This window comes from Caballeronia choica (genome assembly GCF_001544535.1).
In the GTDB taxonomy this organism is placed as follows: domain Bacteria; phylum Pseudomonadota; class Gammaproteobacteria; order Burkholderiales; family Burkholderiaceae; genus Caballeronia; species Caballeronia choica.
This window is the reverse complement of the sequence record NZ_FCON02000057.1, coordinates 15113-28875: the sequence shown is the minus strand read 5'-3', so window position 1 is coordinate 28875 and position 13763 is coordinate 15113. Positions and strand designations below refer to the sequence as shown.

Below are 13763 nucleotides of genomic sequence, written 5' to 3'. Positions count from 1 at the left end.
ACGCTTTTACGCCAAAACGAGCGTACGAAAAGGACCATGCGGCATTGTATTTGCTGCGACCGTACGATAATCGACGTAGCGCGCGGGAATCGACTGCAACACCGGGTCGGGAGGGGAAATGCTCATGAACTGCTTGACGCTCTCGGGTCGCCTTTCGGTGCTGCTGCTCGCGGCAGCGTTCGCAGCTTGCAGCGGCGGAAGCAGTTCGAGCCCGGCCACGACCACCACGGGTGCCAGCAGCCCGGCAAGCGGCGCCGGCGCGGCGTCAGGCACAACTCCGGCGACGGGTGGCGGCACCAATACAGGCAGTACCGGCAGCGGCACAAGCACGGGCGCCGGCACGAGCAGCGGTTCGGGCACGGGCTCCGGTACCGGCAGCATGGGATCGAACACGGGCACGGGCACTGGCACTGGCACGGGCACCGGCACTGGCACTGGCACTGGCAACGGCACAAACACCAACACAGGCACAAACACCGCCACCGGCCCGGCCAGCAGCACCGCAGTCGCCAACTCGCCCGACGTCGCGACCTATCACAACGACATCGGACGCACCGGCCAGCACCTGAACGAAACCGCGCTGACCCCCGCGACCGTCAACGCGACGAACTTCGGCAAACTCGCCGTGTTCCCGGTCGATGGCGCCGTCGATGCCGAGCCGCTCTACCTCGCCGCCGTGAACATCGCGGGCGGCACGCACAACGTGCTGTACGTCGCGACCGAGAACGCGAGCGTCTACGCGCTCGACGCCAACACCGGCGCGACCCTCTGGCAGACCACGACGCTCGGCGCCGGCGAAACGCCGAGCGACGACCACGGCTGCCCGCAGATCACGCCGAAGATCGGCATTACCGCGACGCCCGTCATCGACCGCACGCGCGGGCCGCATGGCGCGATGTATGTCGTCGGAATGTCGAAGGATGGCTCGGGCGGTTATCACCAGCGGATTCACGCGCTCGACGTCACGACCGGTGCCGAACTGTTCGGCGGCCCGACCGAGATCGCCGCGTCCTATCCGGGCAGCGGCGCGAACAGTTCGAACGGCAACGTCATATTCGACCCGGCGCAATACGCCGAGCGCCAGTCGTTGCTGCTGTTGAACGGCGTGATCTACACCGGCTGGACTTCGCACTGCGACATCCAGCCCTATACCGGCTGGGTGATCGCCTACAGCGCCGACACGCTCAAGCAGGCTGGCGTGCTGAACCTCACGCCGAACGGCTCGGGCGGCGCGATCTGGATGAGCGGCGCGGGCATGGCGTCGGACGGCGCGTCGATCTATTTCCTCGACGCAAACGGCACCTTCGATCCCACGCTCAACGCCGCCGACCAACCCGTGCTCGGCGACTACGGCAATGGTTTCCTGAAACTCAGCCCGGCGCCGGCGCTCGCGGTGGCCGATTATTTCGAGGCCTCGAATACCGTGGGGGAATCGAACGCGGACGAGGACCTCGGCTCGGGCGGCGCGCTCGTCCTGCCCGACCTCGCCGATGCCGGCGGCGCGATCCACCATCTGGCGCTCGGCGCCGGCAAGGACTCGATCATCTACGTGGTGAACCGCGATTCGATGGGCAACTTCGATTCGAACGCCGACCACATCTACCAGGAGTTGAGCGGCCAGATCACCGGCCCGGAATTCGGCATGCCCGCCTACTTCAACAACACGGTGTACTTCGGCTCGATCGGCGATCACATCAAGGCGTTCGGCATCAGCAACGCGCGCCTGTCGGCGACGCCCACCAGCCAGACGCCGACCTCGTTCGGCTCGCCGGGCGCCACGCCGAGCGTGTCGGCGAACGGCAGCACGAACGGCATCGTGTGGGCGGCCGAGAACGGCGTGATCGCGGTGCTGCATGCCTATGACGCGACCAACCTCGCGAACGAGCTCTACAACAGCAACCAGTCCGGCTCGCGCGACCAGTTCGGGCCGGGCAACAAGTTCATCACGCCGATGATCGCCAACGGCAAGGTGTATGTGGGCACGTCGGTCAGCGTGGCGGTGTTCGGGCTGCTGAAATAGCCAGCGCGTCTCACGCCACGTCGACGACGATCTTGCCGCGCGCGCTGCCGTCGGACAACGCCTCGTAGGCGAGTTCGGCCGACGCCAGATCGAAGCGGCGCGGATCGACGCGCGGCGCAAGGTGGCCGGCCTCGGCGAGACGGGTCGCCGCGCTCAGCATCTCGCCGTGATGCGAGCGATAGAGGCCCGTCAGCAGCGGATACAGCGTGAACACGCCCGAGTAGGTCGCTTCCCGGAACGACAGCGGCGCGAGCGCATGCGTGCCCCAGCCGAGCGCGCTCACCACGTGGCCGAAGTGCTTCACCGCGGCGAACGAGGCGTCGAGCGTCGCGCCGCCCACGGTATCCACGACCAGATCGAACCCCGCGCCCCGCGTGTGCGACTCGACGTACTGTTCGACCGTTTGCGCGCGGTAGTCGATCGGCGTGGCGCCGAGCCGCGCGACGGTATCGAGATCGCGCGTGCTCGCCGTGGCCGAGACCGTCGCGCCGAGCGCGAGCGCCAGTTGCACGGCGACGTATCCCACGCCGCCCGCGCCGCCCTGCACGAGCACCGTCTGTCCCGCTTGCAGACGGGCGCGATCGACGATCCCCGAATACGCCGTGACGAACGCGAGCGGCAGCGCGGCCGCCTCGCGCATCGAGAGATTCGCGGGCTTCCTGGCGAGGAGGCTCGCGTCGACCGCCGCGTACTGCGCGAGCGATCCCTGGATGCCGCCGACGCCGCCCGTCATTCCATAGACTTCGTCGCCAACCTTGAACGCGGTGACGCCCGCGCCGACCGCTTCGACGACACCCGCCATGTCGATGCCCAGCACGAGCGGCAACGGATGCTTCGCATGCTCGGCGCTGCCGGCGCGAATCTTGGCGTCGAGCGGATTGAGACCGCTTGCCGCGATGCGAACCAGCACCTGCCCGGCCGAAGGCGCGGGGCGCGAGAGATCGGTGAGTTCGAGCGGGCCGTTGTAGCGGTTGAGAACGAGGGCTTGCATGGACGTGGACATGACGAGTTCCTTTTGGGATCGATTGGAGCGCTAAGAACGATTCGATGGGTTCATAATCGTCCATGCGAAACGGCATGTAAATCGACGTTCGTGCACGGCATCCAAACGAAAATGAACGACATGAATCTGGACTGGAGCGACGTCCGCGTATTCCTCGCGATCGCGCGAGCGGGCACGCTGGGCGCTGCGGCAAAGCTCGTCGGACAGACCCAGCCGACCATGGGACGGCGCCTGCGGGCGCTCGAGGAAGCGGTCGGCCAGACGCTCTTCCAGCGCACCAACGATGGTTTCGTCCTGACCGACGAAGGCACGGCCGTGCTCGGCTTCGCGGAGCGCATGGAGGAGGAAGCGCTCGGCTTCACGCGCTCGCTCGCCGGCCGCGAAGAGCAGTTGACGGGCTTGCTGCGGGTGTCGTCGTCGGACTGGTTCGGCGAGCATGTGCTGACGCCCGTATTCGCGCGCTTCCTGGCGCGGCAGCGGGGCGTGTCGGTGGAACTCGTCACCGATTCGCGGCGCTACAACCTCGCGCGGCGCGAGGCCGACCTCGTGTTTCGCATCACGCCTTTCGACGAACCCGACGTCATCCAGCGCAAGCTGATGCACATGGACTATGCGCTCTACGGACGCATCGACCTCGTCGCACCGGTCGCGGGCGCGGGCGACGGCCACGCGCTCATCAGTATGGACAGCGCGTTCGGCGCGCTGCCCGATGTCGAGTGGGTGAAGCGGATGTTGCCGCAGGCGCGCATCGCGTTCACGAGCAACAACCGCGGCGCACAGGCGCGCATGTGCGCGCAAGGCGGCGGCTTCGCCGTGCTGCCGTGTCCGCTCGGCGACGCGACGCCGGGCCTGCGCCGGATCGATCTCGGGCAAGCGCCGCCGGGCCGCGACGTATGGCTCGGTTATCACCGCGACCTGCGGCGTCTCGCGCGGCTGCGGGCGCTGCTCGACGTGGTGCTGGAAACGCTCGCGGCCGCCTGATTTTTCCTTCCAGCGGAAAAGTCATTTCCCGGCGAGGCATTCCCTTTCGCGAGTCGAGCGATTACCGTAGCGACAAACGCGCTTTTGACGCGCTACAGGAGACAGACACGATGCGCAATATCAACGAAGACACCATCACCCAGGCGGTTCTCGCCTCGATGTCCCAATGCGCAGACGAACGGCTGCGCACGATCATGACGTCACTCGTGCAGCACCTGCACTCGTTCGCGCGGGAGGTGAAGCTCACCGAAGACGAGTGGTTCAAGGCGATCCAGTTCCTGACCGACGTCGGGCACATCACCGACGACAAGCGCCAGGAGTTCATCCTTCTATCCGATACGCTCGGGCTGTCGATGCTGGTCACGTCGCAGAACAACCGGAAGCCCGCGGCTTGCACGGAGTCGACGGTTTTCGGGCCGTTTTTCGTGGAGGACGCGCCGGAGTACGACTGCGGCGACGACATCGCGAACGGCGCCAAAGGCGAATCGTGCTTCGTGCGGGGCCGGGTGGTGGGGATCGACGGCGAGCCTGTCGCGGGTGCGTTGCTGGACGTGTGGCAGTCGGACGAGGACGGCTTCTACGACGTGCAGCAAAAGGGCGGCGGTGGGCATGAGCATCGCGCGCGGGGCAAGCTGCGCACCGGGGCGGACGGGAGCTTTCATTTCCGCTCGATCCTGGCGGAAGCGTATCCGATTCCGCACGACGGGCCGGTCGGCAAGATGCTCGCGGCGACGGGGCGGCATCCCTGGCGGCCTGCGCATCTGCATTTCATGATTCAGGCGCCGGGGTATGAGACGCTGATCACGCACGTCTTTCGCAATGGCGACCAGTATCTCGATTCGGACGTCGTGTTTGGCGTGCGCTCGACGCTGATCGGCGACTGGATTGAACATGCGCCGGGCGTTGCGCCGGATGGTTCCTGGATGGAGCGGCCGTTTTATACGCTCGATTATGATTTCGTGCTCAATCGGGAGTGATCGCTGGCGCGTGGAGTTGGGGGCTGTTTGCGCCAAGCAAGCACCTGGCGATCATCAGCGCAAAGGCATCCACGCAAACGACGCACGGATCGATTCCCCCGGCCCCAGCACGCAGCCGCCCCCGCCCCCACCATCGAGATTGATCCAGTCGACGGTATTGGTCACCGGTTCGACGCATAGCAAAGAAGGCTCGTCCGCCGGCGCATAAAGCACCATATGGTCGAACGGCGCCTCGGCGCACAGCGTGACCGAACGCTGCTCATCGGGCCACGCGATCGTCGCCCTCCGTGACCAGCCGGCGAAGTTATTGTCCAGATCAAACGCATCGGCGAGCATCCCCTCCGACGAAGCCAGTTGCCCGATGCAAACATGCGGCCCGAGATGAGTCGGCAGGAGGTCGGGCGTCGAATGCCACATCGCCGCCACCCGCGTGTGAATGCGCGTCGTGCGCGTGCGCGGATAGTACGGATGATGCCCCATGCCAAACGGCATCCGCCGGTCCGACAAATTGCGCGCCGACATCGTCACCGTCAGGGCCGCGCTGCTCAGTTCGATGCGCTGCGTCGCCTCGTAGCGGAACGGCCAATGATGCGCGGGCGCCGCCGACGGGACGTGGCTGAAATGCAGTTCCACGCTCGACCGCGTCGTTGCACCGACGCGCCACGGCCGCCGCCACGCATGGCCGTGCAACGCGTGATCGAAGGCGTTACCGTCGCCGGCGAGATCGACCGTCTCGTCGTCGAACACGAAGCGCGCATCGCGGATGCGGTTGCAGTAAGGCAGCAGCGGAAAGCTCGCCATGCCGAGCGGATCGCACGCGGCAAGCGCTTCGCGCGACGCCGGCCGTAGCCAGTGGACGTCGCCGCGCTCGCCTGCGTCGAAGAACGCCGCGATTGCACCGCCCACGTGCGGTGCAATCAGCACGCGCCGCGCGCCGTGCCGAAGCTCGATGAGCGAGCCGTCGTCGGCGGGCCGGGGAAGAGCGGCGCTCAATATGCGAACTGCCGGTAGCTTTCGTCAAAGGTGCGCGGCGTCGTGTCCACCTGCGGGTTGTAGCGCAAGAGCCGTTGCGCGCGGGCGGGCAGTGCGGCGAACACGCGCCGCGGCACGTCGATCCGCACTTCCGGCCGGAAATACCACGCGCGGCTATAGCCAATCACGACCATCGGCCGCGGCGTGCCGATGTAGTTCGGCGTGCCGCGATGCAGGCCGCGCACGTCGCGGATCATCGCGTCGCCGAGACGCATCGGCACGCGTTCAGGCGCAAACCTCCCGTCCTGCAAACCCGCGAGCGCCTCTTCCCGCGAGACGCGATGCGTGTCGCGGGTGGTCTCCAGCGAACCGTTCTCCTCGTCGACATCGACGAGCGGAAAATTCACCGCCAACTGGAACGAAGGCGTCTCGGGGATTCCCTCGAAGAGCGGCGGCGTGTCGCGGTGCCAGTCCTGGAAACCGGAGCCGCGCACTGGCGTGTCGGTCGCGAGCTGGCACATCACCGGGTCCGGGCCGGCCACTCGCTCGACGATGCCGAGCACGTCGTCGTCGCAGAAGATCGATGGATCGGCGAATTCGCCTTCGAACGGCAGCGTCACGTAATAGCGCCCCGGTCCGCGATTGCCGTCGGTGGCGTGCAAGTGAGGTTCGAGCAGCGGTTCGAACGCCGAGCGCCAGGCGTCCATCGTCGCGCGCGGGAAGTGTCCGGGAAGCATGACAAAGCCGTCGCGTTCGAACGCGGCGGCAAGCGCGTCGCGGGCGCTGTCGTCGTATCGGGCCATATGCGTCTCCTCTCTTTTCCTTCGCGGGCAGAATCGCACGTCCGGCATCGCGGCGTCAATATTATTAGTAATAGCACGCAGCCGAACGGGCCACCCAAGATGGAGTTTCCGAGCGTTGTCGATGCATATTATTAGTGGTAATGTCCTCACGCCGGCGATGCGAGACAGAACTGAAAAGCCACATCGCCCCATGCATCGACGACGCCGCCCGCGAGCGGCCAGCACAATGAAAAAATCCACGCAACGCCGCCCGACGATGACCGACATCGCGAAGCTCACCGGCGTCTCGCAATCGACGGTGTCGCTGGTGCTGAACAACGCAAGCGGCGCGAAATTTTCCGACGCGACCCGCGACAAGGTGCTCAAGGCGGCGCAGGACCTCGGCTATCGCATGTCGCAGCGCGAGCCGCTCGCGCTCGACGCGTCCGACGAACGCAACCTGATCGTCTATCTCGCCGACGAAATCTCGACGAGCCCGCATCCGGTCGTGACCATCGACGGCGCGCGCGATGCCGCGTTCGCGCACGGCCGCATGCTCGCCGTGTACTCGACGCACGGCAACGCGGAGATCGAGCAGCAGGTGCTCGACGCGACGCTCAGCAACCCGAACGTGCTCGGCGTGATCTATGCGACGGTCTACACGCGCCGCGTCAGCCCGCCGTTGGCGCTCTCGAAAGTGCCGACCGTGCTGCTCAACTGCTATGCGAGCGACGTGAACCTGTCGTCGGTGGTGCCCGCCGAGGTCGCGGGCGGACATACCGCCACCGATCACCTGCTGAACGCGGGGCATCGGCGGATCGGCTATATCAACGGCGAGCCTTGGCAGGACGCGGCGCGCGACCGCCTGAAGGGCTACCGCACGGCGCTCGCGACCGCCGACCTGCCGTTCGCGCCCGAACTCGTGCGAGACGGCGACTGGAGTTCGGGCACGGGCTTCGAGCAGACGCTCTCGCTGATGCGCGAGCCGAACCCGCCGACCGCGATCTTCTGCGCCAACGACCTGATGGCGCTCGGCGCGATCGAGGCGCTGAAGCAACTCGGCCTGAGGGTGCCGGAAGACGTCTCCGTGCTCGGCTACGACGACCAGGAGATCGCGCGCCACACGCATCCACCGCTGTCGACGGTGGTGCTGCCGAACTACGAGTTGGGCCGCTGGGCGGTCGAGACGCTGCTCCAGGAGGAGCACAACCGCGCGGCCGGCGCACCGGTGCGGCATCGGACGGTGAAGCTCGACGGGCCGCTCGTCGAACGCGGCTCGGTCAGGGTAATTACCGAAACAAAACAACCATGAACTAATAATATTAGCGATTGACCATTAATAAAGCGCGGTGGAATAATCGACGCATTTCGAGACACGCCAATAACGAGAGTCAATCCAGCCGCAACACGAAGCACCCGAGGCATCAGCAGCACAGAACAAACAAACCATCCCTATCGGAGGAAGACATGCTGTCGCTTAGAAACCCCTCGCGCCGGTGCGCCACCGGCATTCGCCCGCTTGCCGCATCGCTCGTCGCGCTTTCGCTCGTGGCGGGCCTGGGCGCGGCCAACATCGCCAGCGCCGCCGACGATGCCCTGCCCAAGATCCCGAACAAGAAACCGCTGCGCGTCGGCTTCGCGCAAACCGAGAGCAACAATCCGTGGCGCCTGGCTGAGACCAAGAGCTTCAAGGACATTGCGTCGAAGTGCGGCTGGCAGATGGTCATGACCGACGCCAACAGTTCGCCCGCCAAGCAGGTCGCGGACATCCAGAGCATGATCGCGCAGCACGTCGACCTGCTGGTGTTCCCGCCGCGCGAGGAAAAGCCGCTCGCGCCGGTCGTATTGCAGGCGAAGAAGGCCGGCATTCCGGTGATCCTCGTCGACCGCAACGTCGATCAGTCGATGGCGAAGGCCGGCCGCGACTACATTACGTTCATCGGCTCGGACTTCATCGACCAGGGCCACCGCGCCGCTGACTGGCTCGTCAAGGCGACCAACGGCAAGGCGACGATCATCGAACTGGAGGGTTCGACGGGCGCCTCCGCCGCGAACGACCGCAAGAAGGGCTTCGACGAAGTCATCGCGAAGAATCCGGGCATGAAGATCGTCGCGTCGCAAAGCGGCGATTTCGCCCGCGACAAGGGCCGTCAGGTGATGGAGACGTTGTTGCAGGCGCATCCCGACGTGACCGCCGTCTACGCGCACAATGACGAGATGGCGCTCGGCGCGATTGCCGCGATCAAGGCGGCCGGCAAGCAGCCGGGCAAGGACATCGTGCTCGTGACGATCGATGGCACGAAGGGCGGACTCGATGCCATCGCGGCCGGCGAACTTGGGGCGAGCGTGCAGTCGAGCCCGTTCTTTGGGCCACTCGCGTGTGATGTCGCGCAGAAGTACGCGAAGGGTGAGGCGGTGCCGGCGTGGGTCAAGGTCTCTGACCGGTTCTATGACAAGAGCAACGTCAAGGAAAGCATGCAATACGGGTATTGAGGGCGCTGGCGCTTGGGGGTGGGGTGGGGGTTGGGTTGTTTACACCGTTTGATGTTTTTGCGCTCCTATGGAACTTGCTTTGTTTTTGGTTTATTAGCTCTGCCCCTGTCCGGGGCGGGACTCACTTTCTTTGCTGCTGCAAAGAAAGTAAGCAAAGAAAGCAGCTTCCCACCGCCAATGCTTGCCATGCGCCGCTAGCCCGTTATGTCGGAGTGGTCCAACCGGGGGAGTGTCGTTAGCGGAGTTTCATCGTTGTTGGCATGTAGAAAAGGCGCGCACGTCGCACCGCGACAAGGAGTGGAACAGCCGTCATACATCCGTCCTGGCGCTGCGTGCCCGACGCCAGGTCTGCTAACGGTGGTGAATTGAAGCGTCAGCAAGCACAAAGTAGCGAGGTAGCGATGGGTTTTAGCTTTACCTGACGGGTGAGCGCGTAGCGCGAAGCTGGATGAATGACTGCTGGTCCACTTCGTATCGCGGTGCGACGCGCGCGCCTCTTCTACATGCCAACAACGGGGAAACCCCGCTAACGACACTCCCCCGGTTGGACCACTCCGACATAACGGGCTAGCGGGGCATGGCAAGGATTGGCGTTGTGAAGCTGCTTTCTTTGCTTACTTTCTTTGCAGCAGCAAAGAAAGTGAGTCCCGCCCCGGACAGGGGCAGAGCGAATAAACCAAAAACAAAGCAAGTTCCATAGAAGCCCAAGCGCATCAAACGGTGTAAACAACAACACCAACACCAAACCCTTGCCGACAGGAGACACAGCAAATGGAGCCCCCGGCACTGAGCGCCGACAAAAGCGACCCAAGCAGTCGCCCCCTGCTCACCATGCACGACATCGACATCACCTTCGGCGGCGTCGCGGCATTGCGCCATGCGCGGCTGTCGGTGGCCGCCGGCGAGGTCCACGCCCTCATCGGCCAGAACGGCGCCGGCAAATCGACGCTCATCAAGATCCTCACCGGCGCCTACCGGCGCACCGCCGGCACGATCCACTTCGATGGACGCGAAGTCGATTTCCGCACGCCGAAGGAAGCGCGCGCAGCCGGTATCAGCACGATCTATCAGGAGATCAACCTCGTGCCGTTCCGCTCGGTCGCGGAGAATATCTTTCTCGGCCGCGAGCCGCGCCGCTTCGGCATGATCGACTGGAAAAGCGTGCGCGCCAAGGCACGCGAGCTCCTCGATTCGTTCGGCTTGCAGATCGACGTCGAGAAGCCGGTGCGCGACCATTCGACCGCCATCCAGCAAATGGTCGCGCTGGCCCGCGCGGTGTCGTCGGATGCAAAGATGGTCATCATGGACGAATCGACGTCCTCGCTCGACGAACGCGAAGTGGAGTTGCTGTTCAACGTCGTGCGGCGTCTGCGCGACGACGGCCGCGCGGTCATCTTCGTGTCGCATCGGCTCGACGAACTCTATGCGCTCTGCGACCGCGTGACCGTGATGCGGGACGGCCAGACCGTCGCCGAAAGCGCGCTGGCCGACATGGACAAGCTGCAACTCGTCACGACGATGCTCGGCCGCTCGCTCGCCGCCGTCGTGCACGAGGACAGCGCGGTGAAGGAGGCGAATCTCGCGAAGCGCGGCGGCGTCGCGCTGGCCGCAAAGGCGCTCGCGAGCGGCACGAAAGTCACCGGCGTCTCGCTCGACGTGCACGCGGGCGAAGCCGTCGGCCTCGCGGGCCTGCTCGGCTCGGGCCGCACGGAGACGATGCGCCTCATCTTCGGCGCGGATCGCCCCGAGCGCGGCTCGCTCACGATCGGCGGCCAGCCGGTCACGCTGAAGTCGCCGCAGGACGCGATCGCGCGCGGCGTCGCCTATCTGACCGAGGACCGCAAGGCCGAAGGCATCGTGCCGGAGCTTTCCGTGCGCGACAACCTCACGCTCGTGTGCCTGCGCACGCTCACGAAGCATGGCGTGGTCGACGTGGCGAAACAGCGCGAGATCGTGGAGCGCTTCATCGAATCGCTCGGCATCAAGCTGCGCTCGCCCGACCAGCCGATCCGCGAACTCTCCGGCGGCAACCAGCAGAAGGTCCTGCTCGCGCGCTGGCTCGCGACCAATCCGAAACTCCTGCTCCTCGACGAACCGACGCGCGGCATCGACGTCGGCGCGAAAGCCGATGTCGCGAAGATCGTGCGCGAGTTGCGCGACTCCGGTCTCGCGGTGCTGCTGTCGGCATCGGAACTCGAAGAGCTGACGGCGGTGGCCGATCGCGCGGTCGTGATCCGCGACGGCGAGACCGTTGCCGAACTCGACGGCGCGCGCATGACCGAGGCGTCAATCATGGACGCGATCGCCTACGGCTCCGGCGAACAATCGACGCTTGCGCAGGCCGTCTCCGAAAGCGAGGGAACCCAGGGATGACGGACAAGACGCAACCCGCCGCCGTGGCGCTCTCGCAGTCGACCCCGAAGAAAAGGCATCGTCTGACGATCCAGCGCGAGATCGCCGTGCTCGTCGCGATGATCGTGTTCAACCTGCTCTTCACCGATCACTTCTGGTCGTTGCAGACCTTCAACGTCAATCTGACGCAGGTCGTGACGATCGTGATCGTCGGGATCGGCATGACGCTGGTCGTCGCGACGGGCGGCATCGACTTGTCGGTGGGCGCGTCGATGGCGATTTCCGGTGCGCTCGCGCCGATGCTGTTCATGAACATCGCCGGGCCGCTCGGCATCGTGCTCGCGTTCACGCTGCCGATTCTCGCGGCGGCCCTGTGCGGCGTGTTCAACGGCTTTCTCGTGACGCGGCTCGCGGTGCAGCCGATCGTGGCCACGCTGGTGCTCTTCATCGCCGGACGCGGCATCGCGCAGGTCGTCACCGATGGCAGCCTCCAGGCGTTCAACAATCCCGCGTTCCAGTGGATCGCGCTCGGCAAGGTGGCGGGCGTGCCGTTCCAGATCCTCCTGATGTTCGCGCTCGTCGCGCTGTTCGCGTGGATCGTGAGGAAGACGCTGTTCGGCAAGTACCTGCTCGTGACGGGCGGCAACGAACAGGCCGCGTACCTGAGCGGCATCCCGACCGCGCGCGTCAAGATGATCGCGTACACCGTGTGCGCCGCGCTCGCCGGGCTGGCCGGCCTGATCTCGATCTCGGTGAATTCGTCGTCGGATGCGAACGTGATCGGGCTCGGCTCCGAACTCGACGCGATCGCGGCGGTCGCGGTCGGCGGCACGGCGCTGACGGGCGGCAAGGCGTATATCGCCGGCACGCTGATCGGCGCGCTCATCATCCAGTTGCTGCGCTATACGCTGCTCGCGCACGGCATCCCCGACGCGGCGGCGCTCGTGTTGAAGGCGGGCATCATCATCGCGGCAGTCTACGTGCAGCGGCGCCGGCACTGACCGCGCCAGGATCATCGACATGAAAAAGAACCTCCCGATACTGATCGCGCTCGCGGCCCTGCTCGTGCTCGGCGTCACGCGCTACGAGCACTTTGCGTCGGCGTACAACATCACGTCGTTCTGGCGCTACAACTCGATGTTCGCGCTGATCTCGGTGGGCATGGCGTTCGTGATCATCACGGGCGGTATCGATCTTTCGGTGGGCGCGGTGGCGGCGCTCGGCAGCGTCGTGGCGGCGCTCGCGAGTCCGCACGGCGGCGTCGCGGCGGTGCTCGCCGGATCGTGCGCGGGGCTTATGGTGGGCGTGCTGAACGGGCTCGTCATCACGCACATGCGGATCTTGCCGTTCATCGTCACCCTCGCGACGAGTCTCGGCGCGCACGGCCTCGCGCTGCTGCTCGGCCATAACGATGCCGTCGCGATTTCCGCCGAATCGAACTTCGCCAACTTCGGCCAGGGCGACCTGTTCGGCTTGCCGATTCCCGGACTTGTCGCGGCAGCCGCCGCGGTGCTCGGCTGGATCGCCTTGCGCAGCAGCCGCTTCGGGCGGCACGCGCTCGCGATCGGCGGCAGCGAAGAGGCGTCGCGGCTGATGGGGCTGAACGTCGATCGCACGCTCGTTTGCGTGTATGCCGTGAGCGGGCTGCTCGCCGGCATCGCGGGCGCGATCCTCGCCGCGCAGTTCGGCGCGGGGCAGCCGAACGAAGGCGTTGGCTGGGAGCTGTTCGCGATCTCGGCGGTGGTGCTCGGGGGCACGCGCCTGACCGGCGGCGAGGGTTCCATCGCGATGACGATTGCCGGTGTCGTGCTGCTTGGGCTCGTGTTCAATCTGCTCAACTTCGAGAACGGGCTGGGGTACATCAGCTTGTCGGCGTACTGGCAATCGGTGATTCGCGGGTTATTTCTCCTGCTCGTGATCGTGTTGCAGGCGCGGGTGCTGAGGCGGCGAAGGGGTTCTTTGAAGGTGGCGCGTTAGGTATAAGCGCCATAACCCAAGCGCCAGCGACCTATGGCTTCACGCCGAAGCCGTCACGCCCCTGCGTGCGGTGGCTGTCGTCCGCGACGGCTACTCACGCAACCGGGTACTCCCCGGCGACAACGCCATGTTCATCTGCTTCTTGTCGCTCGCGTCGACCTCTGATTTGCCTCGCGTGATGGACTTGCCCTGCGCATCGATGACGG

At 65.6% G+C, this 13763-nt stretch carries 11 protein-coding genes; 8 read left to right on the top strand and 3 right to left on the bottom strand.

What is annotated here, in order from left to right:
* Nucleotides 1–124 precede the first annotated feature (124 nt).
* Complete coding sequence (locus AWB68_RS23245) at nucleotides 125–2020, top strand: PQQ-binding-like beta-propeller repeat protein (protein ID WP_087646718.1); 1896 nt, start codon at nucleotides 125–127, stop codon at nucleotides 2018–2020.
* A 10-nt stretch (nucleotides 2021–2030) separates the two neighbouring features.
* Here AWB68_RS23245 and AWB68_RS23240 read toward each other — a convergent pair whose 3' ends face one another.
* Complete coding sequence (locus AWB68_RS23240) at nucleotides 2031–3023, bottom strand: zinc-dependent alcohol dehydrogenase family protein (RefSeq protein WP_087646698.1); 993 nt, start codon at nucleotides 3021–3023, stop codon at nucleotides 2031–2033.
* A 111-nt stretch (nucleotides 3024–3134) separates the two neighbouring features.
* Here AWB68_RS23240 and AWB68_RS23235 point away from each other — a divergent pair, with 111 nt between their 5' ends.
* Complete coding sequence (locus AWB68_RS23235; protein WP_087646697.1) at nucleotides 3135–4004, top strand: LysR family transcriptional regulator; 870 nt, start codon at nucleotides 3135–3137, stop codon at nucleotides 4002–4004.
* 110 nt (nucleotides 4005–4114) lie between these two features.
* Nucleotides 4115–4981: an intradiol ring-cleavage dioxygenase gene (locus AWB68_RS23230; protein ID WP_087646696.1), complete on the top strand. Its 867-nt coding sequence runs from the start codon at nucleotides 4115–4117 to the stop codon at nucleotides 4979–4981.
* A gap of 54 nt (nucleotides 4982–5035) precedes the next feature.
* Here AWB68_RS23230 and AWB68_RS23225 read toward each other — a convergent pair whose 3' ends face one another.
* Nucleotides 5036–5974 (bottom strand): aldose 1-epimerase, encoded by a 939-nt coding sequence (locus AWB68_RS23225; protein WP_087646695.1) that lies wholly within the window; start codon nucleotides 5972–5974, stop codon nucleotides 5036–5038.
* Nucleotides 5971–6756 carry a phytanoyl-CoA dioxygenase family protein gene (locus tag AWB68_RS23220; protein ID WP_087646694.1) on the bottom strand — a complete coding sequence of 262 codons (786 nt, stop codon included), beginning with the start codon at nucleotides 6754–6756 and terminating at the stop codon, nucleotides 5971–5973. The genes AWB68_RS23225 and AWB68_RS23220 overlap by 4 nt, the downstream gene beginning before the upstream one ends.
* Nucleotides 6757–7012: 256 nt before the next feature.
* Here AWB68_RS23220 and AWB68_RS23215 point away from each other — a divergent pair, with 256 nt between their 5' ends.
* From AWB68_RS23215 to AWB68_RS23195, 5 genes are all read left to right on the top strand, one after another.
* Entirely contained in the window at nucleotides 7013–8047 is a 1035-nt protein-coding gene (locus AWB68_RS23215) for a LacI family DNA-binding transcriptional regulator (protein ID WP_087646717.1), read from the top strand.
* Between the two features lie 155 nt (nucleotides 8048–8202).
* On the top strand, nucleotides 8203–9228 hold the full coding sequence (locus AWB68_RS23210) for an ABC transporter substrate-binding protein (RefSeq protein ID WP_087646693.1): 1026 nt from the start codon (nucleotides 8203–8205) through the stop codon (nucleotides 9226–9228).
* Between the two features lie 771 nt (nucleotides 9229–9999).
* Entirely contained in the window at nucleotides 10000–11601 is a 1602-nt protein-coding gene (locus tag AWB68_RS23205; protein ID WP_087646692.1) for a sugar ABC transporter ATP-binding protein, read from the top strand.
* On the top strand, nucleotides 11598–12581 hold the full coding sequence (locus tag AWB68_RS23200) for an ABC transporter permease (RefSeq protein ID WP_087646691.1): 984 nt from the start codon (nucleotides 11598–11600) through the stop codon (nucleotides 12579–12581). Before AWB68_RS23205 ends, AWB68_RS23200 begins: the two co-directional genes overlap by 4 nt.
* Before the next feature lie 19 nt (nucleotides 12582–12600).
* Nucleotides 12601–13557, top strand: a complete 957-nt coding sequence (locus tag AWB68_RS23195) for an ABC transporter permease (protein ID WP_087646690.1) — start codon at nucleotides 12601–12603, stop codon at nucleotides 13555–13557.
* Nucleotides 13558–13763: the final 206 nt, after the last annotated feature.

Excerpts from the sequence above, each read along its gene's own strand:
- AWB68_RS23245 (WP_087646718.1), top strand. The coding sequence starts at position 125 with ATGAACTGCTTGACGCTCTCGGGTCGCCTTTCGGTGCTGCTGCTCGCG.
- AWB68_RS23210 (WP_087646693.1), top strand. The coding sequence starts at position 8,203 with ATGCTGTCGCTTAGAAACCCCTCGCGCCGGTGCGCCACCGGCATTCGC.
- AWB68_RS23215 (WP_087646717.1), top strand. The coding sequence starts at position 7,013 with ATGACCGACATCGCGAAGCTCACCGGCGTCTCGCAATCGACGGTGTCG.
- AWB68_RS23230 (WP_087646696.1), top strand. The coding sequence starts at position 4,115 with ATGCGCAATATCAACGAAGACACCATCACCCAGGCGGTTCTCGCCTCG.
- AWB68_RS23235 (WP_087646697.1), top strand. The coding sequence starts at position 3,135 with ATGAACGACATGAATCTGGACTGGAGCGACGTCCGCGTATTCCTCGCG.
- AWB68_RS23240 (WP_087646698.1), bottom strand. The coding sequence starts at position 3,023 with ATGTCCACGTCCATGCAAGCCCTCGTTCTCAACCGCTACAACGGCCCG.
- AWB68_RS23205 (WP_087646692.1), top strand. The coding sequence starts at position 10,000 with ATGGAGCCCCCGGCACTGAGCGCCGACAAAAGCGACCCAAGCAGTCGC.
- AWB68_RS23200 (WP_087646691.1), top strand. The coding sequence starts at position 11,598 with ATGACGGACAAGACGCAACCCGCCGCCGTGGCGCTCTCGCAGTCGACC.
- AWB68_RS23220 (WP_087646694.1), bottom strand. The coding sequence starts at position 6,756 with ATGGCCCGATACGACGACAGCGCCCGCGACGCGCTTGCCGCCGCGTTC.
- AWB68_RS23195 (WP_087646690.1), top strand. The coding sequence starts at position 12,601 with ATGAAAAAGAACCTCCCGATACTGATCGCGCTCGCGGCCCTGCTCGTG.